The following is a 26,036-nucleotide window of genomic DNA, read 5'->3' on the forward strand; positions in this document are numbered from 1 at the left end:
CCTCAAAAATCCAGAGCACGGGTCGAGCGCAGCAGCTCGCAGACGCGCTCGGCGTTCAGTTGCTCGGTGTTGCCGGAGTGATAACCGTCAAGGTCGGCATCGTTCCTGTCCGCGCCCTCGATCGTGAAGCGGCTGTAGTTCAGGCTGCGCGCATCCTGCTTGACGCGAAAGTAGTCGCCCCGGTCCTCGGCCCGCTCCAGTTCCTCGACACTGAGCAGGGCCTCGCGGTCCTTTTCACCATGGCGCTTGCCGATGATCCTGATTTCCGGATCGTTCCTGCCCATCAGGGCGCCGACCGCCCGCGCCAGGATGTCCAGCCGCGCGCCGGGGGCCTTCTGCACGAAGATGTCGCCACAGGATCCGTATTCGAAAGCATGGAGGACCAGATCGACCGATTGCTCCATCGTCATCATGAACCGCGTCATGCTTGGCTTGGTCACGGTCATCGCACCACCTTCGCGCATCTGGCGGATGAAAAGCGGGATCACCGACCCGCGAGAACCGATCACGTTCCCGTATCGGGTAATGGAAATCCGTGTCTTGCCGCTGTCCCGGGCCTTGGCGCCGATCACCTTCTCCATCATCGCCTTAGAGGTCCCCATCGCGTTGATCGGATAGACCGCCTTGTCGGTGCTCAGGCACACGACGCGCGATACCCCCGCCGCAATCGCCGCGGTCAACATGTTGTGGGTTCCGACAACGTTGGTCTTGACGGCTTCCATCGGAAAGAATTCGCATGACGGGACCTGCTTGAGCGCGGCCGCGTGAAAGATGTAATCCGCCCCCTCGACCGCGGGACGGATCGACTCCGTGTCGCGCACGTCGCCGATGTAGAACCTGATCTTTTCGGACGCGTGTTTCAGGCGCAGGTCTTCCTGTTTTTTCTCGTCACGGCTCAGGATACGGATTTCCTGCAGATCGCTGTCGACAAGCCGTTCCAGAACCGTGGATCCGAACGAGCCGGTGCCGCCTGTGATCAAGAGCGTCTTGTTGCGGAGCATGGGGCCCTCCATTCAGAAAATCGTCTGGAAGCCCTGCGGCTCCAGCAAACACGCCACGACCTCGTCTTGCTGTCTCTCTGTCATGTCGTAGAAAAGTGGCAGGCTGACCGCGCGGTCGTAGTAGCTCTCGCTTGCCGGAAAATCCGCTGCCGAGAATCCCATCCTGCGATAGTGGGGATGGCGGTAGACGGGTATGTAATGGACATTCACGCCGATCCCGCCGGAGCGCAGTTTTTCCACAAGATGAAGACGTTCGAGCGGCGGACTGCCCTGCGGCAGGCGGACGACATACAGATGCCACGACGATCCGAAGGCCGGCGTGTCGGGAGAGGGAAGAAGATATCGGCTGCCTTCGAGCCGGACGTCATATCGCCCGGCAAGCCGGCGGCGCTGCGCGACAAAGCGGTCGAGCCGCGTCAACTGCGACAGGCCGAGCGCCGCCTGCATTTCTGTCATTCGGTAGTTGTATCCCAGGCAGTGCTGTTCGTAATGCCACGGGCCGTCATGGCGTTCCATTTCCTGCGGATCCCGGGTTATGCCGTGGCTTCTGAGAACCGACAGTTTCCGGGCTAGACCGGGATCGTTGGTGGTGATGGCGCCGCCTTCGCCCGTCGTCATGATCTTGACCGGATGAAAGCTGAAGACACAAAGGTCGCTGTGGGCACAGGCCCCGATCGGAGTGCCGTCGTAATGGCCGCCGATCGCATGCGACGCGTCTTCCAGCACGCGGAAGCCGTATTCCCCTGAAAGGTCCGCGATCGCGGCCATTTCGCAGCTGCGCCCGGTCAGATGCACCGGCACAACGACCTTGGGAAGCGGTGCGCCGTCAGCCCTGGCTTGCGCCAGTTTTCTTTCCAGCCCCCCGATATCCATGTTGAAGGTGTCGGGACATATGTCCACGAAATCGACGTCCGCCCCGCAATGAAGCACCGCGTTCGCGGTGGCGACAAATGTGATCGGAACTGTCCAGACCCGATCGCCGGGACCGACCCCGAGACTGAGCAGGGAAATATGCAGGGCACTGGTGGCGTTGTTGACGGCCACGCAATGCACCGCCCCGCAGTGGTGCGCGATGGCCGCTTCGAATCGGGGAAGAACCGGACCCTGGGTTATGAAATCCGATTGCAGAACCCTGACGACCGCATCCACGTCTTCGCGGGAAATGTTCTGCTTGCCGTATGGGATCATCTTGCTTTCCGGTCCCTGTCGCCGCCCGGAGTCACGTCTCCGTCCGTGGCGCGTCCTGCGAACCAAGGAACTGTCTGATTGATGCGGCCATGGTGCTGCTCCATGCACGATGTTCGGCATTGCGGGCCGACCATGTGCCGTTGTTCAGGAACCGTCCGGGAAGGGTACGTTCCAGCAAGTGCTTCACCATCCTGTTTTGCAATCTAAGCGGGAAGTTGTCAACAAAACTTCCATCTTTAAGGGTGGATATCGGAAACAGTGTCTCCTGCGGAGCATAATAGGGGGCACTGTCGCTGATGACGGGCTTGCCACGGATGGCCGCCTCGAACCCGGCACTTCCGGTGCAGACCAGGACGGCGTCACAAAGCGTCACAAGATCGTTCGAACGCACCTCCGGAAGAACCATCGTGCAATTGGGCTCTGCGGCAAGCCGGCGATAGAAGCCCGGTGATCGAAAGCCGACGAGATTGGGGTGCTCCTTGACCGCAAAGCATGCCTTTCCTCGATGGGCGCGGATCAGGCGGAGGATGTGGTCTTCGTAGTTGATCCAGCGCCTGTCGGCGCTCCAGTAGTCGATCGTGGTCTCGGGCGACATCTGCAGCGGCAGATACACCCGCGGCGGGCCAAGGTATCTCGGGGCCAGCGTGTCCAGCTCATGCCTGCCGATGCCGGAATAACCCTGCGGCCATGGTGTCCAGAATTGTCTCGCGACGATCTGGGAAACCCAGAAGTGGTAGTTCAGAAGGTCCCCGGACAGCCGCCTGCGGAGCGCGAACCAGACCGGTCTTGGAAGGTTGCGGATCCACATGCGCCACATCCGGCGTCTTGCCTCACGTCCCGGACGGACAAGGAAATCAGGCCGGTAGTCGGCAACAGCAAGATTTGCAAACGTGGTTTCGACCATGTCTTCGTCGACCTCGCGGCAATGAACCCCCTCGCCGCGGGTCGTGATGCGAAAATGATCCGTCAGGAAACTGGGCACGATGCCTATGAAGGGAATCGCCCGCTGTTGTCCCAGGCGCGCAAGGATGTCGAGAATGTAGCTGTCGACAGTCAGCGACAGGATGAAGGACGGCCGTGTGCGGTCCAGTACCGCGCTGATCGCCCGTTCCGCCGCCACCAGAAGGCGCATCGCCGTGTCAAGGTCCAGATGCCGCAGAAGCCGGCACCGGCCGATGATGTCCTCGATCTCCGCGGGTCCGAAATGGTGGGGTGTGGCGCCCGTGTTAACCGTCTTGAAGGCGTCATGAAATCTTTTCCAGAACCCCGAATCGTCCACCGATCCGTGTTCGCTCATCCCCGAAATCCTAGAGTCATCTCCCCAGACCCCCCGCGCGAGGTGGTCCATCTGCACGCGGTTCCAGGGGCGCACATACACCAGGACCGACACGGGCAGCGCGGAGGTGTCGTGTTGCTGCGCGGTGCCCGTGGATCCGGGCGTCCCCCTGTCGGAAAGCGGGCCGTCGGAGCCGGAGTTTTCCTGCCCTGTGGTCATTGCCGCGCCCCGAGGCTTGCCGAGGCCGTATTCCCGATCGTGACAAAGGTGAACCAGATTGAAAAAACGGAATGGAATATCAGGGCCGCGGCCGTCCCCGAGGCCAGCCACAAGGCACCCAAACCCTGAACGAATGCGAAAAGGTTGTTGGCCAGAACGGCCAGGGCCACGCAACCCATCGAAACCGTGAGGGGCGTTTGACGGTGGTAATAGGCAACGATGGGGGTGATCGCGTTGGAACAATAGAACAGGGCAAGACCGGCGCCAAGGGTCAGGGTGACATGGGTCAAGCCGTCGAAACCGGTGCTCAGAAAGAGGTGTTCAAGGATGGCCGCGCCCCCCGCGAGCGCAATGAAGCAGGCCAGAGAGATCAGGCCGGCGGCCCGTAGCTTGGCTTTCAACATGCGGGACTCGACGGGGTCTGCCCCCTGGCGGGCTTCTCCCAGTGACACCGTGTTGATGAAGTTCAGTGCGGTCACGAGCACCGTCGCCCCGACCGACAACTGATAGGCGAGAAAATAAAGGCTCAATTCTCCGGCCGTGGCGTGAAGTGGCAGGATCAGGCGGTCCATTGAAGACGCGGCCAGGAAGATCGCCGTCGCGAGGTAGACCGGCCCACCCTGCAAGACGATCCGGCGATACTCATGGAACGACAGTTCAGACGTGGCGGGGCTGCGCGACGCAAATCCCCCGCGCATCGCCATCGCCACGGCCACCAGTGACAAAACAGCGATGACCGGCAAATAGAGCCACATGATATCGGCGGGTCCGCCGCCGGGCCCGCGCGCCGCCACCACCACTAGCAGCGCAGCCGACAAGAGCAGTTCGGGCAGCAACGAAAAGGAAAACATCCTCCTGTAACGCAGGCACGGTTCGAGGACAAAAAGCGGTGCCATCATCAGAAAGACCAGCGTACCGGGCAGATACTGCCGAAACCAGAACAACGCGGCCAGCGCCACAATCCCCCCGATGACGACGAGTTGGGCCATGAACATGGTGAGGTAGCGTCGTTCATCCGCCATGGTCCCGCAGGCCAGCGCCCCTTGACCGGAATACCGGCTGACAAAATATCCCGCCGTCGCACCGAGGTTCATGACCTGAAGGAATTTGCCCATGAACGCGGCGGTCATCAGCGCCGCGAACTCTCCGGCCGGTAAAATGCGTGCCGCGATTATCGCCGTACTGAAACTGATACCCGCGACGACGATGCGGTGAAACGGGTAGCCGAGAAGGAAACTGAAAAGGTTCATTGCCCCACAGGCCGCGCCGGCCGCGTCCGGTCATGCCTGCCTTTCGATCATGTCCCATTGCATCGCTTCACCACGCGTGATGTCCCGTTTTGCGCAGGCGCCGATTACGACGTCGAACTGTCGTGGCGCCAGCCCATGGCCCGGACGGATCGAACGGACATGCGCGGACGTAATCCGCGTGCCCTTCGCGATGTCCCGAACAGCGTAGATCGAGCGCCGGAAAACCACGTTGGCGGCTTCGCTCGGCTTGCGGTCGTAATCGACGCGTCCGATCGCCCGCCACGCGGTCCGGGCGTCCCGGCAGAGCGCCGCGAATTGGGCCGGTTCAAGCGAAAAGCTGTCATCGGGTCCGCCACCGTCCCGGTCCAGCGTGAGATGTTTCTCGATGATCGAGGCCCCCAGGGCGATTGACGCGATCGCGGTGACGTTGTCCTGCGTATGATCCGAAAGGCCGATCGGAACCTTGAAGCGGTCCGCCATGTCGCGCAGCGTGGACAGGTTGTAGTCGGATGCCGGCGCCGGATAGCCCGAGACGCAGTGCAACAGCGCCAGTTCGAGGCAGCCGCCGGATCGCGCGGCATCGACAGCCTCGGCGATTTCCGCGAGGTCGGCCATGCCCGTCGAAAGGATCATCGGCCTGCCCTTTGCGGCCACGTAGCGGATCAGGGAAAGATCGACGATCTCGAACGAGGCGATCTTGTAGGCCGGCGCGCCGAGGCTTGCCAGAAGGTCCACTGCCGTCGGGTCGAAGGGCGAGGAAAACAGCGTGATCCCGCGTTCGGCGGCATGGGCGAAAAGCGCCTCGTGCCACCCCCACGGCGTATGCGCCCACTCGTAGAGGTCATAAAGCGTGCGCCCGGCCCACAGCCCCTCGGTGATCCGGAAATCCGGGGCGTCGGATTCCAACGTAATCGTGTCAGGGTGATAAGTCTGGATCTTCACGGCATCTGCACCCGCCTCAATTGCGGCGTCGATGATCCTCAATGCCTGATAAAGGCTGCCGTTATGATTGGCCGAAAGCTCGGCGATGACATAGGGCGGGTGACCCGGGCCGACGGGGCGGCCGGCGATCCTGATCTCGGTCATTTCGTGTTCTCCAATCTCCGACTGTAGTTGAGGAAACCGTCCTTGCTGCCCCGTTCGACATAATCCGCGGCCTCGAACACCTTGCGAGACGCACCATTCCCTTCTTGGATTTCCGCCATCAGCCGCTCGAGGCCGAGGCGTGCCCCCACCCGGTCAGCCTCCACCAAAAGCCGTCGCCCCAAACCCTGACCCCGCGCATCGGGCGCCAGACAGATGCTGACCCGGGCAGAGGTTGCGCCGGTCCGGTCAAGGCGCAGATACCCCCGGGCAAGCCCGCCTTGTGTCAGGATACGGATGATCGGATCCGCCTCGTTGACAGCTTTGCGGAACCATCTGTCATGCTCGGCGTAGGGTGTTCTTTCGTCGCTTACTCGAAACGAGTCGTCCAACGCATCTCGCCATTCCCAGACACGCCGGGAATCCGTCCGGGTCGCGCACCGGAATCCCACTTCGGACGGGACAAGCGCCGCCAGCACCCGCGGGGTTCCATCGCCATCGCACAGCGCCGCGGCCTTTCGCGACATCACATCGAGACGCGCCGGATCACCGGCCTCTGCAATTGCGGCCTGAAGGTGGTGGACGAAATCCCGGCCCTCCGGTGGCCCGGGGTCGAACCCGGCCCCGGCATCAGTCAGTGCCGGCGCGACACCCTTCTGGTTCGGTGCCGTTTCCAGGGTCACGCAGGGCAGCCCGAGGCAGCAACGCTCCCACGTGGTGCCCCCTCCGGCGCCAATGGCCAGATCGGCACCGGCCATCAGCGTTGCCATGTCCTCCACGTTCACGGCGATCCGGGTGGGTCTTGGCATGTCCCGCGCCAGTGCCCTGACGCGTTCCAGCGCGGGCGCGTCAGAGCCCATGATGACCGTGATCCGCAGGTCCGGGGGCAAGCAGGCCGCTCTCAACGCCTCCAGTACCGCCGAAGTCGCATCGCCGCGATCCACGCCACCCAGTGTCACGATAAGGTGTCGCAATCCGCGTCCGTCCCGGTCTGACAATGACTGTGCCCGGATCTGCGCGAATTCCGGGCGCAGGAGCGCATGCCGCGGCCCTGCAAGGCACCGGCACTTGGCGGGCAGCAGACCGGCGTGATCGGCGGGCGAGTGCCCGAATTTCTGGTCAAGCATCAGGTTGGCGGCGTGGGGCCTGTCAGCCAGATCGTCGATGACCATGAGCCGCATGCGGCCGCCGGCGACCGCCCGTTCCCACCGCGCGTCCAGCGCGTAGTGATCAACGACCATCCAGTCGGCGCCGCCGGTCGCCGCGAGGGTCTCGGCGGCGTCCTGCGTCCAGTGCACACCGGCCCATCCGGCATGTTCGGGCGGCGGGGAGACGAAGTCGCCCGTCCCTGCCGGAAGCAGGGAAACGGGAAACCCGCGCGCGGAAATTCGCCCGGCCAGGTGCCCCGGATGATCCCGGGTGACAAAGCCGCACTCCGCGCCGCATTCGCGCAATGCCTCTGCGAGTGTGAGACAGCGCATCACATGCCCGGTTCCGATCTGAAGGCCCGCGTCTGCACGGAAGATCACGCGCATTGTCCGCTGCTCCCGTTGTCATGCGTGCCTTTCAGGGCCGCCAATGCCTCGGCGAGGTACAGATCATCCCGGTCGTCGATGTCGATCGCGGCGGTCCAGGATATCGGACACAGCACATGGCCGGGCCCGTAGAATGTCCGATGCATGCGAAGGGCCGAGGCCGACGCCATCCAGATCGCCCCGGTCGGGCAATAGAGCGGGTCAAGATCCTGCGAGCGCCGCAGGCGCGCATCCGGGTGCAGCCAATCGGGCCGCCCGTCCGGCATCAGCCGTGCCGCCCACCAGGGAGTCATCGCTCCGAAGGCGGAGGCGCTGATCTGAAACGGGTGCGTGCCGGACTTGAAATGCGTCCATGCATCGCGGATCTCGGCGTCACCGCGCAGCGGGCAGTTGGGCATGAGTTGGGTGACCGTGCCGAAGCTCTGGCCGTAATGGCTTTCCGCCTGTTCAAGTGCCGTTAGAACGGCGATGCTGACTGGCGTCTGGTCATCGGCATGCCCGGTGCGCAGAAAGGGTGCCTCAGCCCCTTCGGAGCGGGCGATTTCGGCGATTTCCGTATCGTCGGTCGAGACGAGAACGAGATCGAAGAGGTCGCTTGCCAATGCAGCCTCGATCGTCCAGCCGATCATCGGCCTGCCCCGAAAGCCGGTAATGTTCTTGCGGGGGATGCGTTTTGATCCGCCGCGCGCCGGTATGATCGCGATATCGGTCACCAGATGCTCCAGCCGCCGTCAGCCACGAGGACATGGCCGGTCACCGCCGCGCTTGCCGCATCGTCGAGCAGGAAAGCCACCGGCCCGCCGGCGTCCTGTTCGGCAAGCATCCGCCCGGCGGGGGCCATGGTGCCATACCGGTCCCGGACGGCGACGCTGGCGCGGCCTTCAAAGCCTCCGAACGCCACGCAATTCACCCGCACCCGCGGCGCCAAGCGCACCGCCAGTTCCCGGGTCAGGTGGTGCAACGCGGCCTTGCCCACTCCGTACTGGACGGGGCTGCCGCCCGGGCTGTCAATGTGGAGGGCGGGGTTGGCGGCGACCTCGCCATATTGCGATCCGATGCTCACGATGGCCCGCAGATCATGTGCAGGGTGTTGCGCGAACGCCATGAGCACCCGGTAGGGCGCAACCACCCCGACGGTCAGTTCGTCCAGAAAGGCCTGCCCGCCGGCAAGCCCGTTCGCGCCGCATTCCAGCGTATCCAGCGAGCGCGCATTGCTGACGAAATGGGTCACGGTCACGCCGGCGTCTGCAACCCGGTCGGCAAGGGTTTCCCGGCTGCGGACCGACAGGAGATCAAGATCGACCGTCGCAACGCCAACACCGAGGGCACGCAGCTCACGCGCCAGAGGCGCGGATCGGGCGGCATCGCGCGAGGTCAATACCAGCGACCAGCCGCGTTCGGCCAGATACCGTGCCATGACCCGCCCCAACCTGCCGGTTGCGCCGGTTATCAGGACGGTTCGTTTCATGGCAAACCCATTTCGATGATGCTCACCGCGCGCCGGTTGAATGCCTCGGGCAGCCGTGAGCGCCCCTCTCGGACCGCGGCGGCAAATTCCGCGAGCGCGGTCCTGAATGCGCCGAAACTGTCGGAGAAGGTCAGCGTGGTTTCGCCGTGCAGGCCCGTGATCCGCAGTGAAATCGGTGGTTGCGCCTCGGTGCCGGCTGCCGTCAGGTGGACGTCCGGCCCGTCGGGAAAGCGCAGCGCCAGCGTGCGCCCGTCATGACCCGCCGGAGCCGAAAAGAGAAGCCTTGGCGCGGTGTCATGCCCCAGCATCGCAAGGAGCGGATCAACAAGGTGGATCGCGTAGGTTTGCCATGATCCCGCCGTCATGCCCGTTATCAGCCGGATCGGCCCGATACCGGCGGCGGTTTCCGCGTCAAGCCGCATTTCGGGCGCAAAACGCAGGGCCGAGCAACTGAAAATCTGCCCGGGGCGGAGCTGCATCATGTTCAACGCATCGAGTTCATCCATCGACAGGGCGATCGGCTTGTCGATGTAGACCGGCAGACCGGCCCGCAGGAAAGGTGCCGCGAAATGGCGGTGATTGCGGGCGTCGTCTCGGGCCAGCAGCAGGGCATCGATATGGCCGATCATGTCCTCGGGTCGGGCGACCACCGTTTCGATCCTGCCCGCAAGGGCGATCCGCGCCGCGGTCTTGCGGTCCTGCGCCCAGACATGGGTCACGCGGGCTCCGGGCAGCCGGTCGTGCGGCCATTGCTGCCGCGCAAGGTAGTCCGGAATGGCGGGAAAGCCGCACAGCGCCATTGCATCGGGCCGGTAACCGTTGCAGATCGCCGACCAGGAATAGGGATGCCCGTTTCCGGGCGACTGCCCGATGATGCCGAACCGCAAGCTCATGCCCCGGCCGTCCAAAGGCGTGGATCGATCAGGTGGGGATCGTGCGCATGCAGCTGGTCGGTGTCGACCGGTGTTTGCGAACCTGCCTCGTAGGCGTCGAGGATCTGCACCAGTTGTTCGCGCCGCTCGACCCCGACGACGCAATGGGTGACATGTTTCTGCCGAGTGACGAAACCGAGGCACAAGGCCAATGGATCAAGCCCCGTCTTGCAGGCGTATGCCTTTACACGTGCCAATTCAGCCGACCACCGCTTGAATCGGGCGGGCCGATGCCGCGCCGGCATCAGCAAGAGTCCCTGAAGAAACACCGAACGGACGTGAAGTTCACTTCCCCCGTGGTGCAGCCTGTCGGCAAGGCCCGTCCGAAGGATCCTCTGGTCCAGCACGTTCAGGGGGGCCTGAACGATCCCTGTCGCCGCCGGGTCCAGACCGTCAATGTCGTCCGGCCCGTAGACGGACACGCCGGTCCTGTCCACCAACCCGTGCTGCCGCAAGGTTTGCAGGGCCGCAATCACCCGTTGCCCGCGCGATCCCCTCATGTCGCGATGATCATGGGCGAGCACGGCATGGAGGTTTGCGGTTCTAAGCCGGTCAAGTGAGCGCAGAATGTATCCCCGGACGGCGTCTTCGATGCTTTTTTCGGGCAATCCGGAAAGCGAGGGCAGCTTGGTGATGATGTTCCAGCCGTCGACCCCGCAACGACCGAGCACGGCTTCGCTCCGGTCATAGTTCATGGCGGTGTCCAGATACCGCAAGCCGTGGGCGAAGGCGTGGTCGAGGATCTCTGTCGTCCGGGTCAGGTCCGGACAGCCGGTGCGGTTGGCCACACCATACTCCATCCCGAATTGCGCGGTCCCCAGGATCAGCATGCCCGCGCCGTCCCGTTCGCCCCGTCGGCCGGTCTGCGGGTGCCCCGCGATGACCCTCGGTTGAGCGCCGCCCGGCTTCGTCCGCGGCGGTCCGGCCGACGCGGCAGCGCTATGGAAAGCGGGCCGGCCCTCACCGGCGGGGGATCACCGGGGCGGGGGAGGCGCATCGTGCTGCTGCCCGTCATAGTAGTCGCGATACCAGGCGACGAATTGTGCCACGCCGTCCCGGAGCGGAGTCTGCGGACGATATCCGGTGAGCCGCTGCAAAAGTGTGGCATCGGCCCAGGTTGCGGGCACATCGCCGGCCTGCATCGGCATGTAATTGCGAATGGCATCACGCCCGACCTCGGATTCGATGGCCTCGATGAAGTCCATCAACCGAACCTTTTCCGAGTTGCCGATATTGACCACACGGAATGGGGCCACCGGGCTCAGACTGTCGCCCTCCACGGCTGTTTCCGGCCCGCCGGGCACCACGCCCATGAGACCATGTATGCCCCGCACCAGATCATCGACATAGGTGAAATCGCGCCACATCTCGCCCTGGTTGTAGACGTCTATCGGCGTGCCCTCGAGGATGCCCTTCGTGAACTTGAACAGCGCCATGTCCGGCCGTCCCCAGGGTCCGTAGACGGTGAAGAACCGGAACATCGTGGTCGGCAGGTCGTGGAGATGTGCGTAGGAATGCCCCATCGCCTCGTTCGCCTTCTTGGTGGCGGCATAGATCGTCAGCGGAGTATCGGCCTTCTGGGTTTCCGCAAACGGCATCTCCGTGTTGGCACCATAAACGGAGGAGGTGGACGCCATGAGCAGATGTCTTGCCCGGCATCTGCGTGCGGCTTCCATCACGTTGAAGGTGCCCTGGATGTTGGCGCTGATATAGGCTTGCGGATTCTCCAGGCTGTAGCGTACGCCCGCCTGCGCGGCGAGGTGCACGATCACATCCGGCGCGAAGTCGTCGATGGCCCGGTTCAACGCATCGGTATCTTCCAGCATGGCCTCGGTCGCCGCGAAGTGCTGGTTCTGGCGCAACATGGCATGGCGGCGCTGCTTCAGCCGGACGTCGTAGTAATCGGTCATGCCGTCGAAGCCATGGACGCTGCAGCCTTCCGCCAGCAGCAGCCGGGCAAGATGAAACCCTATGAATCCGGCTGTTCCTGTCACGAATATACGGGTCATGCTCTTTTCTCCTGGATTTGCCTGGCCACCACCCGGTTCCGGATCTTCGCGGGTCCGGACCGGCGCGGTTCGAATACCGGCACTCTATCCGCCCAGAGCACGCGGGTCAGCCAATGCAATCCAAAGATTTCCACATACGTCGGCAAAAGGATCGACCGCCGCAATCCGCCGGGCCCGCCCCTCATCATCGCACCCCGCGCCCGTGCCGCGCGGCAGGGATAGAACCCCGATCACGGACCGGAAAAACAAGGGCAAGGCCGAAAAGCAACATGAACACTCCAACTCAACCATGAAGTGTATATACATCACGTCATGGGCGCAAGCCCGCCATGGTCCCGTGCCCGCGGGCACGGCATGCAATCCGCCACGCGGCGGGGCAATGGAACGGCCTCATGCTGTTTGGGAACGCGGCACCGGCCGCGATGGGTGACACGCCGTGACATCGGCCGGTGCCGGCACGGTTACCCGGGTCCAGGGGCCTGACCGGAAAGCGCACGTGCCACCGCCGGCGCGAAATAGGTGAGGATTCCATCGCAGCCGGCACGCTTGAATGCCATCAGGCTTTCGGTCACGGCCCTGTCCCCGTCGATCCAGCCGTTTCCGGCGGCGGCCATCATCATCGCGTATTCCCCGGAGACCTGATACGCGAATGTTGGCGCGCCGAAGGTATCCTTAACTCTGCGGCATATATCCAGATAAGGCATCCCCGGCTTGATCATGACCATGTCCGCGCCTTCGCCGAGGTCACGCGCGACACAGCGCAACGCCTCGTCGCTGTTTGCAGGGTCCATCTGATAGGTCTTCTTGTCGCCCTTGAGGGCACCGGACGCACCGACGGCATCACGGAATGGGCCGTAAAACGCACTGGCGTATTTTGCCGCGTAGCTGAGCAGCAGCACGTCCCGGTGGCCGGCATCCTCCAGCGCCTGTCGGATCGCGCCGATACGGCCATCCATCATGTCCGACGGGCCGATGATGTCGACACCGGCCTCGGCCTGTGCGAGGGCCTGTTTGACAAGTGCCTCGACGGTGGCATCATTGACGATCTCGCCATTCGCCACAAAACCGTCATGTCCGGTGTCGGAATAAGGGTCCAAAGCCACGTCGGTCATCACGGCGAGGTCCGGCACCGCCTTCTTGATCGCCCTTGTGGCGCGGTTGGACAGGTTTTGCGGATTCCATGCCTCGGCGCAGTCGGCGGTGCGCTTGTCGGCTTCGGTATAGGGAAACAGGCATATTGCCGGAATACCCAGATCCGCCGCCTCGCGGGCGGCCTCGACCACGCGGTCGACACTGCGCCTGACAACGCCGGGCATTGAGGGAACCGGCTCCTGCACGTTCTCGCCCTCGCGCACGAAAACCGGCCAGATCAGATCACCGGGGCTCAGCGCCGTCTCGGCCACGAGGGCCCGGATCGCGGGGCTGCGGCGGGTCCGGCGCAGGCGGGCTGCCGGAAACGGGGCCTGTATGGGGGTCATCGGCGGTTTTCCTTTCAAAGACGGGCTCCTGAGTGGCATGGAAATTCCGCCATCTCAAGGGTAGGAATTGCTGCCAGCGACCGATAAGAGGGGCGACGAAATGATTTCCGGAGCGGTCAGTGGACTGGTATACAAGCGTATTTGAGCTTATCGACATGCGCAGCTTCAGCAACCTTTGGTTCTGGATTGTGCTTGCCGTGATATGGTCGACGGTCAATCACTGGGTGCTTGGCGTCCCGTGGGACATGGTCATGCGCGCCCGCGATAATGAAGGTCAGGCACAGATCGACCTTGAGGACATGGTGCGGATCCACACCAACCGGCTTCTCTACATCGTTGGGGAATCCGGCCTGTTGCTGACCGGGTTTGCCTGTTTTCTCTTCACCTTTCTGGGGCTTACCGGTTTCGTCTACGGCCACGAATTTGCACAGGCGGTCTTCTTGCTGGGCGTTCCGATGACCATTGTCGGGCTGCTGTCGATTTTCACCGCCCGCGCGGTGCGCTCGAACGAACTGTCCGGCGAGGCGCTCATCAAGAGGCTCGGGCGGCACCGCCTGCACACACGCATGATCGGCGTGGCGTCGATTTTCATCACCGCCATGTGGGGAATGTACCAGAACATGTCGGCCAGCGCCCTTGGCGGGTGACATGAGGCCGGACCGATCCAGGTAGAATGTCAATGACATCCAAGGCCCATATCACCGTTTCGGGTGCGCCCGAAGGCTTTGACGCCCGCCTTGTCCGGGACGAGGTGCGCAAGAGTGCCAACCCCGTACTTCATGTCGCGCGGGATGACCGGCGGATGGCGGCGATGGCTTCCGCGCTGCGATTTTTCGCGCCTGACATGCCGGTTCTGCATTTTCCCGGCTGGGACTGCCTGCCTTATGACAGGGTATCGCCGAACCCGGACATATCCGCGGCGCGCATGGCCACGCTGGCGACGCTGCAACAAGGGGCACCGCAGCGTTTCGTGCTGCTGACCACGCTCAACGCGGCCATGCAGCGGGTGCCGCCATGCGATCTGCTGCGGACGTCCGTCTTCACCGCGCATGTCGGTCACCAGATCGACGAGGAGGCGCTGCGCGCGTTCCTGGTGCGGATGGGGTTCGTGCAGGCCCCCACGGTGACCGAGCCGGGTGACTATGCGGTCCGCGGCGGTATCGTCGACATATTCGCGCCGGGACAGGGCGGGCCGGTGCGGCTGGACCTTTTCGGTGATGTGCTGGACGGCGTGCGGCGCTTCGATCCGGCCACGCAGCGGACGACCGAGAAGCTGGACCGGATCGAACTGGCACCGGTGTCCGAGGTCATTCTGGACGACGCGGCCATCACCCGGTTCCGTCAGAACTACCGTATCGAGTTCGGCGCTGCCGGCGGCGACGACCCGCTTTACGAGGCGGTGAGCGCCGGGCGCAAGCAGGCCGGCACCGAGCATTGGTTGCCGTTCTTCCATGAGCGGCTGGAAACGCTGTTCGATTACGTGCCCGACGCCACGATCACGCTGGATGACCAGGCCGGCGCAGCCCGCAGCGCCCGGTGGGACAGCATAGCCGACCAGTACGAGGCGCGCCTGCACGCGATGACCCGGAAGACGAAAGGCGAAAGCGTCTACAAACCGGTCCCGCCGGAGCAGCTTTATCTTGACGATCCGGCCTGGACGGCCTCCATCGACGGGCGCCGCACACTTCAGTTCATGGCGTTGCCACAGGCGACGGGACCGGGCGTGACGGATGCCGGGGGGCGCATCGGGCGTAATTTCGCCCCGGAAAGACAGCAGGAAAACATTAGCCTTTTCGGGGCGTTGAAAGATCATGTTGAAGCAAGAATGGCGGAAGGTCCGGTCCTTCTGGCCAGCTATTCGGAAGGCGCGCGCGAGCGGCTGGAGGGCCTTCTGGAGGATGAGGGGCTGGCCGGTGCCGTGACCGTGGCCGATGCCGGACGGCTGGGGCGGCGCGGGCTGCACCTTGCGGTATGGGAGCTTGAGCACGGATTCGAGGGGCCACTGGACGAGGGACGGCTGACCGTCATCACGGAACAGGACATTCTTGGTGACCGGTTGATTCGGGCCCCGCGCCAGCGCCGCAGGGCCGAGAATTTCCTCACCGAGACACAGAGCCTGAGTCCCGGCGACCTGGTCGTTCATGTCGATCACGGAATCGGGCGGTATCACGGGCTCGAGGTGGTCAGCGCGGCCGGCGCCGCGCATGAATGCCTGTCTCTGGAATACGCCGAAGGGTCCAGGCTTTACCTTCCCGTCGAAAACATCGAACTGCTCAGCCGTTATGGCCATGAGGAGGGTCTTCTGGACAAGCTGGGTGGCGGCGCCTGGCAGGCCAAGAAGGCCCGGCTAAAGGAACGCATCCGCGAGATGGCCGACCGGCTGATCCGCATCGCTGCGGAACGCGAACTGCGGCGCGCGCCGGTGCTGGAGCCCGAACATCACGCCTGGGAAGCCTTTGCGGCACGTTTCCCGTACCAGGAGACCGACGATCAGTTGCGCGCCATCGAGGACGTGATGGGCGACCTTCAGGAAGGCCGTCCGATGGACCGGCTGATCTGCGGCGACGTGGGTTTCGGCAAGACCGAGGTGGCAATGCGCGCGGCCTTCGTTGCGGCGATGTCGGGTGTTCAGGTGGCGGTGATCGCGCCGACAACCCTGCTGGCGCGCCAGCATTACCAGAGTTTCGCCGAACGCTTCCGGGGCTTTCCGATCTCGGTGCGGCCGCTTTCGCGCTTCGTCGGGCAGGCCGAGGCCGCGCGCACCCGCGAGGCGCTGTCGCGCGGGACGGTGGATATCGTGGTGGGCACCCATGCGCTGCTGGCCAAGGGGGTGCGTTTTGCCAATCTGGGGCTTCTTGTCATCGACGAGGAACAACGCTTCGGCGTGACTCACAAGGAGCGGCTGAAGCAGCTGCGCAGCGATGTGCATGTGCTCACCCTGACGGCCACGCCGATTCCGCGGACCCTGCAGCTGAGCCTTTCGGGCGTGCGCGACCTGTCGATCATCGGCACCCCGCCGGTGGACCGGCTTTCGGTGCGCACCTATGTCAGCGAGTTCGACAGTGTGACCATCCGCGAAGCGTTGCTGAGGGAACATTACCGCGGCGGGCAGAGCTTCTTCGTGGTGCCGCGGATCAGTGACCTGACCGAGATCGAGACCTTCCTGTCCGAGCAGGTGCCGGAGGTGAGCTTCGTCACCGCGCACGGGCGCATGGCGGCCGGCGAGCTCGATGACCGGATGAACGCCTTCTACGACGGCAAGTTCGACGTGCTGCTGGCCACGACGATCGTCGAATCGGGGCTCGACATTCCGACCGCCAACACGATGATCATCCACCGTTCCGACATGATGGGCCTCAGCCAACTCTACCAGATCCGGGGGCGCGTGGGGCGCTCGAAGACGCGGGCGTATGCCTACCTGACCACCAAACCGCGCGCCCCGCTGACGCCGGCGGCGGAAAAACGGCTGAGGGTGCTGGGCAGCCTCGACACGCTGGGCGCGGGGTTCACCCTGGCCAGCCAGGACCTGGACCTGCGCGGTGCCGGCAACCTGCTGGGCGAGGAGCAGTCGGGCCAGATGCGCGACGTGGGCTACGAACTCTACCAGTCGATGCTGGAAGAGGCGATTGCCAAGATCCGTGCCGGCGAGATGGAGGGCCTCAGCGAGGCCGACGAGCAATGGGCCCCGCAGATCAACCTCGGGGTGCCTGTCCTGATCCCCGCCGATTACGTGCCCGACCTTGATGTGCGGCTGGGATTGTATCGGCGCCTCAGCGGGTTGAAGAGCAAAGTTGAACTGGAAGGATTTGCCGCCGAATTGATCGACCGGTTCGGGAAGCTGCCCCGCGAGGTGAATACCCTCATGCTGGTGGTGCGGATAAAGGCGATGTGCAAGCGTGCCGGGATCGCGCGGCTTGATGGCGGACCCAAGGGAGCGACGATCCGGTTTCACAATGACAAGTTCGCGTCCCCCGAGGGGCTGGTCGAGTTCATCAAGGACCAGGACGGTCTGGCCAAGGTGCGCGACAACAAGATCGTGGTGCGGCGGGACTGGCGCCGCGAGAGCGACAAGATCAAGGGCGCCTTCGCCATCGCCCGGGATCTGGCGGAAAAGGTGGCCGCGCGCAAAAAGCGCGCCGAGGGCTGACGCAGCGCCGCGCCGTCAAGGGCGGGCCCCCGACAAAGGACGAGGGGGGCGTGCGTCGCGACTCTAACGTCGATGTCAGCCGCCGCCGGACTGGTCCTTGCGCGCCTTGTAGGCCCGGACCTTCTCGGCCAGCAACTGACGTGCGCGGGCGTTGGCGCGGCGCACCCGGACGGAGGTCAGGAAGGCTTCCTCGGCGGTCTGCGAGGTGGCGCCCAACTCTTTCACGAGATCAGAGATGATCTGCTCGTCACCCGTCGCGTCGATATACTTTATGGCTTCCTGTGCCAGTTCGTCGGCCAGGTCCTCGGTGACACCCATTGTTTACCTCGTGGCTTCGGTGAGGCGCCTTTTGACATAGGTCGTGACCGCCTCGATCATGTCATCGGTGTAGGGTTCCTCGAAGAAATGCCCCGCGCCTTCCATCTGTTGATGCTCGACGGTAATGCCGGGCTGATCGTGCAGCTTGGCCACAAGGGCTTCGGTGTCCGCGGGCGGCGCGACCCTGTCGCCGGAGCCGTTGAGGATGAGCCCGGAGGACGGGCACGGCGCGAGGAACGAGAAATCGTACATGTTTGCCGGGGGCGAGACGGAGACGAAGCCGGTGATCTCGGGCCGGCGCATCAGAAGCTGCATGCCGATCCACGCCCCGAAGGAAAAGCCGGCGACCCAGCAGTGCTTGGAATTGGCATTCATGGATTGCAGGTAGTCGAGCGCCGAGGCGGCATCGGAAAGTTCGCCGACGCCCTGATCGTATTCCCCCTGACTGCGCCCGACGCCGCGAAAATTGAAGCGCAGCACCGTGAATCCCATGTTGTAGAAGGCGTAGTGGAGGTTGTAGACAACCTTGTTGTTCATCGTGCCGCCGAATTGCGGATGCGGATGAAGCACGATGGCAATCGGCGCGTCGCGTTCCCTTTGCGGATGGTAGCGGCCTTCGAGCCGGCCCTCGGGACCGGCGAATATGACTTCGGGCATGGTGTTCCCTGTTTCCCCTCGACGGTGCGGCGAGGTTCCTTGACGGAAACGCGCCAGCACCTTAGAACAATTCTAAACGCCGGTTCTGCCGGTGCGCGTGTCATGACACGGCTTGCAGCGAGATAAGCGCTGGCCGGTCCAAGGTCAATCTATTCGCGGGAGCAGCGCCGTGAAACTCAGCACCAAGGGGCGTTACGCGATGGTCGCGCTCGTCGATATCGCCCTCCAGGATGGTGGCGAGCTTGTCACCCTGGGCGACGTGTCGCGGCGGCAGGCGATCTCGTTGCCCTATCTCGAGCAGCTTTTCGTGAAATTGCGTCGCGCGGGGCTGGTGGAGTCGGTGCGTGGCCCCGGCGGCGGCTACCGGCTTGCGCGGCCGGCGTCGGAAATCCGGGCCTTCGAGATTCTCGCCGCGGTCGACGAAACGGTGGACGCGCTGCACACGGGGGCGGGTGCCACGGGCGCGGCCTCCGGCTCGAAGGCGCAGTCGATGACAAACCGCCTGTGGGAGGGGTTGAGCGCACATGTCTACGTTTTCCTGCACCAGACACGGTTGAGTGACGTCGTGGGTAACGACCTGGCACCCTGTCCGGCGGTGCCGGTGCTGTTCTCGGTGGTTGACGAGGAATGAAAGCCTGGCGGGGACCGCAAGGCACGGCCTGCGGGCGGCTGTGCCCGAGGGGGCGCTGCCCCCGCCCCGCACGGTGTGCGGGCCTCCCCCGGAGTATTTCCGGAAAGATGAAAACGGGGGCCGAATGAGCCGCATCTACATGGACTGGAACGCCACCGCGCCCCTGAGGCCCGAGGCGCGCGAGGCGATGATCGCGGCGATGGACCTGCCGGGCAATCCGTCAAGCGTGCACGAGGAGGGGCGCGCCGCCCGGGGGCTGATCGAGTCGGCGCGAGCCCGGATCGCCGAAGCTGTCGGGGCAGGGGATGCGGATATCGTCTTCACCTCCGGGGCAACCGAGGCCGCGGCCCTGGCCTGTGCCGGGCGTGACCTCGAGGGCGCTGCCGTGGAGCATGACGCGCTCCGGGCGTGGGTGCACGATCGCCTTCCTGTATCTTCCGACGGGCATGTGACGGTGGCCGAGCCGTCCCGGTCCGTCCTGCAGGCGGCCAATTCGGAAACCGGCGTCATCCAGGAATTGCCGCCCGGACTGGCGGTGAGTGACCTGACCCAGGCGTTTGGCAAGGTGCCGCTGCGCTTTGACGACCTCGATTGCGACATGGGCCTGGTTTCGGCCCACAAGCTGGGGGGGCCGAAAGGTATCGGGGCCCTGATCCTGCGACCCGGTCTTGATGTCTCGGCCCGCATTCGCGGCGGCGGGCAGGAGATGGGCCGCCGTTCGGGGACCGAGAACCTGCCGGGAATCGCCGGATTCGCCGCCGCCGCCACCGCCGCCATGCGGGATCTGCGCGAAGGGGTTTGGGAGCGGGTGGCGGAATTTAGAAAGATTCTAGAAAATTCCATTGCAGCCGCGTCAAAAGAGACTATTTTTGTCGGGAAACGGGTCGCGCGCTTGCCCAATACCAGTTGTTTCGTGACACCCGGCTGGAAAGGCGAGACGCAGGTGATGCGGATGGATCTCGCGGGGTTCGCCGTATCGGCCGGAAGCGCCTGTTCGAGCGGCAAGGTCCGCGCCAGCACCGTGTTGCAGGCGATGGGGCTGGACCCGGAACAGGCCGGGTGCGCGTTGCGCGTTTCGCTGGGTCCCCGGACCCGTGAGGAAGACATAACGAGCTTTGCCCGCGAATGGGCCGAGCTGCAAGCCAGACACCGCGCCCGCGCGGCGTGAAAGCGGAGGTAAGCATCATGGCGGCACTCGATGATACAGACGTCAAGGAGGGCGTGGACCGCGAGACGGTCGATGCCGTGCGCGAAGTGGGCGGGGCCTACAAGTACGGCTGGGAAACCGATATCGAGATGGATTACGCGCCGAAGGGGCTGACCCCCGATATCGTGCGCCTGATCTCCGAGAAGAACGGCGAGCCGCAATGGATGACGGATTGGCGTCTGCAGGCCTACGAGCGCTGGCTCCAGAAGGAAGAGCCCGACTGGGCGATGGTCGACTATCCGCAGATCGACTTTCAGAACCAGTATTACTACGCCCGTCCCAAAAGCATGGAGGTCAAGCCGAAATCGCTGGACGAGGTGGACCCCAAGTTGCTGGAAACATACGAGAAGCTGGGCATCCCGCTCAAGGAACAGATGATCCTGGCCGGTGTCGAGGGCGCCGAGGCCGCCCCTGCCGAAGCGCGCGAGGGCGAACGCCGGGTGGCCGTCGACGCGGTGTTCGATTCGGTGTCCGTCGGAACGACGTTCCAGAAGGAGTTGCGCAAGGCCGGGGTGATCTTCTGTTCGATTTCAGAGGCGATACAGGAGCATCCCGAACTGGTGCGCAAATACCTGGGATCGGTCGTGCCGGTGTCGGACAATTTCTATGCCACGCTGAATTCGGCCGTGTTCTCGGACGGCTCCTTCGTCTACGTGCCGCCGGGGGTGCGCTGCCCGATGGAATTGAGCACATATTTCCGCATCAATGCCGAGAATACCGGCCAGTTCGAGCGCACCCTGATCATCGCCGACAAGGGATCCTACGTGAGCTACCTGGAGGGCTGCACCGCGCCGCAGCGTGACGAGAGCCAGCTTCACGCCGCGGTGGTGGAGATCATCGTGGAGGAGGATGCGGAAGTGAAATACTCCACCGTCCAGAACTGGTTTCCGGGCGACGAGGACGGCAAGGGCGGCATCTACAACTTCGTCACCAAGCGGGCAGATTGCCGGGGCGACCGGGCCAAGTGCATGTGGACGCAGGTGGAGACCGGAAGCGCGGTGACGTGGAAATACCCCTCCTGCATCCTGCGCGGCGACGACAGCCAGGGCGAATTCTACTCGATTGCCATCACCAACAACTGGCAGCAGGCCGATACCGGCACCAAGATGGTGCATCTGGGCAAGAATACCCGCTCGCGGATCGTCTCCAAGGGGATCAGCGCGGGGCAGGCGCAGAATACCTATCGCGGGCTCGTCTCGATGCATCCCAAGGCCAGGGACAGCCGCAATTACACGCAATGCGACAGCCTGCTGATCGGTGACAAGTGCGGGGCACACACGGTGCCCTATATCGAGGTCAAGAACAATTCCAGCCGGGTCGAGCACGAGGCGACGACATCCAAGGTGGATGACGACCAGATGTTCTATTGCCGTGCGCGCGGGATGGACGAGGAAGAGGCCGTGGCGCTGGTGGTGAACGGGTTCTGCAAGGACGTGCTGCAGGCGCTGCCGATGGAATTCGCCATGGAGGCGCAGCAGCTTGTGGCGATTTCGCTGGAAGGCAGCGTCGGTTGACGGCAGGTTGAGAATTCAGCCGTCACCATCATCGAGGGCCCGGTCATGATCATCACCACCACCAACAGTGTCGAGGGGCGCTCAATCGTCGATTACCGCGGCATCGTGGTGGGCGAAGCGATCATGGGGGCCAATGTGGTCCGCGATTTCTTCGCCCAGATCACCGATGTGGTGGGCGGGCGCTCGGGCGCCTACGAAAGCAAGCTTCAGGACGCGCGCGACACCGCAATGAACGAGCTTGAGGCGCGGGCCGCCACAAAGGGGGCCGATGCTGTGGTCGGCGTCGATCTGGACTACGAGGTCGTGGGAGATTCGATGCTGATGGTCTCGGTGTCCGGAACGGCGGTCGTTCTGGGCTGAGATGGCAGGCGGCACCACCATAGAACGGCCGGTCCTGACCCTGCCCGAGGCCGAGGCGCAGGCCCTGCGTTCGGCTTACGAGCGGGCCTCGGTGATCCTTGAATACGGGTCTGGCGGGTCCACGGTGATGGCGGCCGAAATGCCGGGCAAGACGGTCTTTTCGGTAGAAAGCGATGCCGACTGGGCGGAAATGATGCGCGGCTGGTTCTCGGCCAACCCGCCGGCGCCCGGCAGCCGGGCCGAGGTGATCTGGTCGGATATCGGGCCGACGAAGGAATGGGGGTACCCGGTTGATGACCGGGCGTGGCGCCGGTTCGCGCGCTATCCGCTGGATGTCTGGGGGCGGGACGGCTTTGCACAGCCCGAAGTGGTGCTGGTTGACGGACGCTTTCGGACAGGCTGCGCGATGGCGACCGCGTTCCTGACCAGGCGACCGGTAAGCCTTTATGTGGACGATTACCGCCGGCGCAAGCAGTACCACCGGATCGAGGCGTATCTTGGGACGCCGCGCCTGATCGGGCGCATGGCCGAATTCCGGGTCACGCCGCAGCCGGTCCCACCGGCACGGTTGATGGACCTGTTCGAGATGATGACACAGCCGTGAACGCAACGGCCCCGAAGATAAGGAAAGGAATGAAAATGCTTGAAATCAATAATTTGCACGTCGATCTTGAAGAAGAGGAAAAGACCATCCTGAAGGGCGTGAACCTCAGCGTGGAAGCGGGCAAGGTGCACGCGATCATGGGACCCAACGGATCCGGCAAGTCGACGCTAAGCTACGTTCTTTCCGGGCGCGACGGTTACAAGGTCACCGAAGGAACGGCCACGCTTGAGGGCGAAGACATCCTAGGAATGGAACCCGAGGAGCGCGCCGCGGCGGGGCTTTTCATGGCGTTTCAGTATCCGGTGGAGATCCCCGGCGTGGGCAACATGACCTTCATGCGGACCGCGCTCAACGCACAGCGAAAGGCCCGCGGGCAGGAGGAAATGAGCGCCGCCGACTTCCTCAAGCTGGTGCGCGAGAAGGCCAAGGACCTAAAGATCGACGCCGACATGCTCAAGCGTCCGGTCAACATGGGATTTTCCGGCGGTGAGAAGAAGCGCAACGAGATCCTTCAGATGGCGATGCTGGAGCCGCGGATGTGTATCCTGGACGAGACCGATTCGGGCCTTGACGTGGACGCGATGAAACTGGTGGCCGAAGGGGTGAACGGCTTGCGCGACGCCGGCCGCGGGTTCCTTGTCATCACCCATTACCAGAGGCTTCTGAACCATATCGAACCGGACGTCGTCCATATCATGTCGGATGGGCGGATCATCAAGTCAGGTGGTCCCGAACTCGCCATCGAGGTCGAGGAGAACGGGTACCGCGATATCAAGGCGGAGGTGGCGTGATGGCATTGCCGCAAGCGAAACAGGATTTGACCGAGGCGCGGCTTGCCGGCCTGGAACGCCCCGACGGCGCGGGCTGGGCGGTGGCCGCGCGGGACGCGGCGGTGGCGCGTTTGCGTGAGACGGGTCTGCCGCACCGTCGCGACGAATATTGGAAATTCACCCGTCCCGAGACCCTGACCGATGCGCAGGCGCCAAGCGCGGCGCTGTTCGATACCGGTGACGAGGCGCCGATTTTCGAGACTCTGGACTGCGTGCGGATCGTTTTCGTTGACGGCGTTTTCGACCCCGAGGCAAGCGATGATCTGGCGCTGGAGGGGGTCACGATCGAGCGGCTGGCCGAAGCGCAGCATACCGATATCCACTGGGCGCGTGACCTTTACGGCGCTCTGGAGGAACGCGGACAGGTTCCCGTGCCGCGGACTCTGGCGGCACTCAACACGGCGATGGCGTCTGACGGTGTGCTGATCCGTGTCACCGGTGCGGCGTCCAAACCCGTGAACCTTGTCTACAATCACCGCTCCGAAAGCTCGGACGCGATCCTGCACCACGTGGTGAAGCTGGAGGAGGGCGCGGAATTGACGGTCCTGGAAAACGGCCCGGCCGCGGCGCGCTTCAACAAGGTTATGGAAATTGATGTCGCCGACAGGGCCGGGTTTCAGCATGTGCGCACCCAGGGGCGTGACCATGAGCGCCGTGCCGCAACCCACATCTTTGCCCGCCTGGGGCAGGAAAGCGTGTTCAAGTCATTTACCATGACCGCCAACGGGGTGCTGACACGGAATGAATGCGTGATCGAACTGACCGGGGACGACGCCGTGGCGCATGTCGCAGGCGCCTGCATGGGCGATGGCGATTTCCATCATGACGATACGGTCTTCATCACACACGACGCGGAGCGTTGCGAAAGCCGGCAGGTCTTCAAGAAGGTGCTGCGCAACGGTGCGGCAGGGGTGTTCCAAGGCAAGATCCTCGTCAAGGAGGGAGCGCAGAAAACCGACGGATACCAGATCAGCCAGTCGCTGCTGCTGGACGAGGACAGCCAGTTTCTGGCCAAGCCCGAGCTTGAGATTTACGCCGATGACGTCGCTTGCTCTCACGGGTCGACTTCCGGAGCCATCGATGAAGAGGCTCTCTTTTACCTGCGGGCGCGCGGCGTCCCCAAGTCGATCGCGACAGACCTGCTCACACTGGCCTTCCTGGCCGAGGCCGTCGAAGAGATCGAGGACGAGGCCCTTCGCGACGAGATCGTGACCCGGCTCGAGGGCTGGCTGTCGCGGCGGCGCGGCTGATGTCGCTGACACGCGATATCGCGGCCACGTACCGTGGCCCCGGGCGCGTCCTGCGCCGGCTTCAGGGCATGGGGCGGCGCGAGGATCGGGCGCTGGTTTTCATCCTGCTGGCCTGCGGGCTTCTTTTCGTCGCGCAGGCGCCATATCAGGCCCGCCAGGCGCATCTCGATCCGGAGGTGCCCCTACAGGCGCGGCTTTACTGGAGCGCGATCCTGTTCGTGTTCCTCTGCCCGATCTTCTTTTACCTTCTTGCGGGGCTGGCCTGGGGCGCGTCGCGGCTGGCCGGCGTCAGGGTCAGCGGCTACGAAATGCGGCTGAGCATGTTCTGGGCGCTGTTGGCGGCCACGCCGCTTGCGCTTTTGGCAGGGTTGATGGCCGGTTTCAACGGCCCCGGTCCGGGGCTGCAACTGAGCGGTGCCGCCTGGGTGGGCGTTTTCCTGTGGGTCTGGATCGCCGGATTGCGGGGGGCGGCATGGCCGGACCGATGATCATCCAGGCCCTTGGCGATCTTGTGCGGCAGACGCTCTTTGACCCGCGCGAGGCGGCCGGCCGGCTCATTACGCTGGAGCTGCCACGCAACGCGCTGTGGATGGCTCTCGGCCTGATGACGGTTCTCAACACGATCGTCTATTCGCTGTCGTTGACATTGGCGCCGCCCGGCGATCCGGCGGCGATGGCAATGGTACCGCCGATCTTCCAGTCGCCCTTGTTCTTCGCCCTGTTCCTGGGCGGGACGCTGGTGATCGTGGTGTTGGCCCTGACCTGGATCGGGCAGATCTTCGGCGGCCGGGGCGGCCTTGATGACATCCTGGTACTGATCACGTGGTTGCAGGTTCTGCGGCTCGGCCTTCAGGCCCTGCTGACGCTGATTCTGGTGGTCGCACCGTTGCTCGGTGGTCTGATAACCATTGTCGCGTCGGTATGGGGGATCTACATCCTTGTTGCGTTCATCGACCGGGCGCACGGGTTTGACAACATGTTCCGCGCGGCGGGTGTCCTTCTGGTTGGTGCTCTGGCGATGGTGTTTGGTTTGTCGCTCATTCTCGGCGCGATCGGCGCTGGTGCAATCTGAGGGGGCT

General features: G+C 64.0%; 25 protein-coding genes. 11 read left to right on the forward strand and 14 right to left on the reverse strand.

What is annotated here, in order from left to right:
* Positions 1–2: 2 nt before the first annotated feature.
* From DQW77_RS10780 to hemB, 12 genes are all read right to left on the reverse strand, one after another.
* Positions 3–1,001: a polysaccharide biosynthesis protein gene (locus DQW77_RS10780; protein ID WP_113258294.1), complete on the reverse strand. Its 999-nt coding sequence runs from the start codon at positions 999–1,001 to the stop codon at positions 3–5.
* Between the two features lie 12 nt (positions 1,002–1,013).
* Entirely contained in the window at positions 1,014–2,189 is a 1,176-nt protein-coding gene (gene pseC / locus DQW77_RS10785) for a UDP-4-amino-4,6-dideoxy-N-acetyl-beta-L-altrosamine transaminase (RefSeq protein WP_113258238.1), read from the reverse strand.
* Between the two features lie 31 nt (positions 2,190–2,220).
* Positions 2,221–3,684: a hypothetical protein gene (locus DQW77_RS10790; RefSeq protein WP_113258239.1), complete on the reverse strand. Its 1,464-nt coding sequence runs from the start codon at positions 3,682–3,684 to the stop codon at positions 2,221–2,223.
* Positions 3,681–4,934 carry a hypothetical protein gene (locus DQW77_RS10795; protein WP_113258240.1) on the reverse strand — a complete coding sequence of 418 codons (1,254 nt, stop codon included), beginning with the start codon at positions 4,932–4,934 and terminating at the stop codon, positions 3,681–3,683. The genes DQW77_RS10790 and DQW77_RS10795 overlap by 4 nt, the downstream gene beginning before the upstream one ends.
* Before the next feature lie 30 nt (positions 4,935–4,964).
* On the reverse strand, positions 4,965–6,020 hold the full coding sequence (gene pseI, locus DQW77_RS10800) for a pseudaminic acid synthase (protein ID WP_113258241.1): 1,056 nt from the start codon (positions 6,018–6,020) through the stop codon (positions 4,965–4,967).
* Positions 6,017–7,552, reverse strand: coding sequence for a UDP-2,4-diacetamido-2,4,6-trideoxy-beta-L-altropyranose hydrolase (gene pseG, locus DQW77_RS10805; RefSeq protein ID WP_113258242.1), 1,536 nt, complete (start codon positions 7,550–7,552; stop codon positions 6,017–6,019). The genes pseI and pseG overlap by 4 nt, the downstream gene beginning before the upstream one ends.
* Complete coding sequence (locus tag DQW77_RS10810) at positions 7,543–8,265, reverse strand: cytidylyltransferase domain-containing protein (RefSeq protein WP_113258243.1); 723 nt, start codon at positions 8,263–8,265, stop codon at positions 7,543–7,545. Before DQW77_RS10810 ends, pseG begins: the two co-directional genes overlap by 10 nt.
* Positions 8,262–9,020 (reverse strand): SDR family NAD(P)-dependent oxidoreductase, encoded by a 759-nt coding sequence (locus DQW77_RS10815; protein ID WP_113258244.1) that lies wholly within the window; start codon positions 9,018–9,020, stop codon positions 8,262–8,264. The genes DQW77_RS10810 and DQW77_RS10815 overlap by 4 nt, the downstream gene beginning before the upstream one ends.
* Positions 9,017–9,913, reverse strand: a complete 897-nt coding sequence (locus tag DQW77_RS10820; RefSeq protein ID WP_113258245.1) for a Gfo/Idh/MocA family oxidoreductase — start codon at positions 9,911–9,913, stop codon at positions 9,017–9,019. The genes DQW77_RS10815 and DQW77_RS10820 overlap by 4 nt, the downstream gene beginning before the upstream one ends.
* On the reverse strand, positions 9,910–10,782 hold the full coding sequence (locus tag DQW77_RS10825) for an aldo/keto reductase (RefSeq protein WP_113258246.1): 873 nt from the start codon (positions 10,780–10,782) through the stop codon (positions 9,910–9,912). The genes DQW77_RS10820 and DQW77_RS10825 overlap by 4 nt, the downstream gene beginning before the upstream one ends.
* Positions 10,783–10,926: 144 nt before the next feature.
* On the reverse strand, positions 10,927–11,961 hold the full coding sequence (locus tag DQW77_RS10830) for an NAD-dependent epimerase/dehydratase family protein (protein WP_113258247.1): 1,035 nt from the start codon (positions 11,959–11,961) through the stop codon (positions 10,927–10,929).
* Between the two features lie 461 nt (positions 11,962–12,422).
* Positions 12,423–13,439 (reverse strand): porphobilinogen synthase, encoded by a 1,017-nt coding sequence (gene hemB, locus DQW77_RS10840; protein ID WP_113258249.1) that lies wholly within the window; start codon positions 13,437–13,439, stop codon positions 12,423–12,425.
* A 119-nt stretch (positions 13,440–13,558) separates the two neighbouring features.
* Here hemB and DQW77_RS10845 point away from each other — a divergent pair, with 119 nt between their 5' ends.
* Entirely contained in the window at positions 13,559–14,086 is a 528-nt protein-coding gene (locus DQW77_RS10845) for a component of SufBCD complex (RefSeq protein ID WP_113258250.1), read from the forward strand.
* Between the two features lie 32 nt (positions 14,087–14,118).
* Positions 14,119–17,586: a transcription-repair coupling factor gene (gene mfd / locus DQW77_RS10850; RefSeq protein ID WP_113258251.1), complete on the forward strand. Its 3,468-nt coding sequence runs from the start codon at positions 14,119–14,121 to the stop codon at positions 17,584–17,586.
* A gap of 75 nt (positions 17,587–17,661) precedes the next feature.
* Here mfd and DQW77_RS10855 read toward each other — a convergent pair whose 3' ends face one another.
* Positions 17,662–17,904 carry a hypothetical protein gene (locus tag DQW77_RS10855; RefSeq protein ID WP_113258252.1) on the reverse strand — a complete coding sequence of 81 codons (243 nt, stop codon included), beginning with the start codon at positions 17,902–17,904 and terminating at the stop codon, positions 17,662–17,664.
* Positions 17,905–17,907: 3 nt separating this feature from the next.
* The gene (locus tag DQW77_RS10860; RefSeq protein WP_113258253.1) at positions 17,908–18,561 is read right to left on the reverse strand and encodes an alpha/beta hydrolase; all 654 of its coding nucleotides are present in this window, start codon (positions 18,559–18,561) and stop codon (positions 17,908–17,910) included.
* Between the two features lie 169 nt (positions 18,562–18,730).
* On the opposite strand from DQW77_RS10860, the gene DQW77_RS10865 reads away from it, so the two are divergent.
* The 9 genes from DQW77_RS10865 (at position 18,731) to DQW77_RS10905 (ending at position 26,029) form a co-directional block, all read left to right on the forward strand.
* Positions 18,731–19,192 (forward strand): Rrf2 family transcriptional regulator, encoded by a 462-nt coding sequence (locus tag DQW77_RS10865; protein WP_113258254.1) that lies wholly within the window; start codon positions 18,731–18,733, stop codon positions 19,190–19,192.
* Positions 19,193–19,316: 124 nt separating this feature from the next.
* Positions 19,317–20,360, forward strand: coding sequence for a cysteine desulfurase family protein (locus DQW77_RS10870; protein ID WP_113258255.1), 1,044 nt, complete (start codon positions 19,317–19,319; stop codon positions 20,358–20,360).
* A 17-nt stretch (positions 20,361–20,377) separates the two neighbouring features.
* On the forward strand, positions 20,378–21,913 hold the full coding sequence (gene sufB, locus DQW77_RS10875; protein ID WP_113258295.1) for a Fe-S cluster assembly protein SufB: 1,536 nt from the start codon (positions 20,378–20,380) through the stop codon (positions 21,911–21,913).
* 45 nt (positions 21,914–21,958) lie between these two features.
* Positions 21,959–22,273: a heavy metal-binding domain-containing protein gene (locus DQW77_RS10880; protein WP_113258256.1), complete on the forward strand. Its 315-nt coding sequence runs from the start codon at positions 21,959–21,961 to the stop codon at positions 22,271–22,273.
* 1 nt (position 22,274) lies between these two features.
* Positions 22,275–22,877 carry a hypothetical protein gene (locus tag DQW77_RS10885; protein WP_113258257.1) on the forward strand — a complete coding sequence of 201 codons (603 nt, stop codon included), beginning with the start codon at positions 22,275–22,277 and terminating at the stop codon, positions 22,875–22,877.
* A 35-nt stretch (positions 22,878–22,912) separates the two neighbouring features.
* Positions 22,913–23,668 (forward strand): Fe-S cluster assembly ATPase SufC, encoded by a 756-nt coding sequence (gene sufC / locus DQW77_RS10890; protein WP_113258258.1) that lies wholly within the window; start codon positions 22,913–22,915, stop codon positions 23,666–23,668.
* On the forward strand, positions 23,668–24,957 hold the full coding sequence (sufD, locus tag DQW77_RS10895; protein WP_113258259.1) for a Fe-S cluster assembly protein SufD: 1,290 nt from the start codon (positions 23,668–23,670) through the stop codon (positions 24,955–24,957). The genes sufC and sufD overlap by 1 nt, the downstream gene beginning before the upstream one ends.
* A complete protein-coding gene (locus DQW77_RS10900) occupies positions 24,957–25,445 on the forward strand; it encodes a YIP1 family protein (protein ID WP_113258260.1) in 489 nt (162 codons plus the stop codon). The genes sufD and DQW77_RS10900 overlap by 1 nt, the downstream gene beginning before the upstream one ends.
* A complete protein-coding gene (locus DQW77_RS10905) occupies positions 25,430–26,029 on the forward strand; it encodes a Yip1 family protein (RefSeq protein WP_113258261.1) in 600 nt (199 codons plus the stop codon). Before DQW77_RS10900 ends, DQW77_RS10905 begins: the two co-directional genes overlap by 16 nt.
* The last annotated feature ends 7 nt before the right edge of the window (positions 26,030–26,036 follow it).

Origin of the sequence: Roseovarius sp. TE539, from assembly GCF_003298505.1 — a bacterium.
GTDB lineage: Bacteria > Pseudomonadota > Alphaproteobacteria > Rhodobacterales > Rhodobacteraceae > Roseovarius.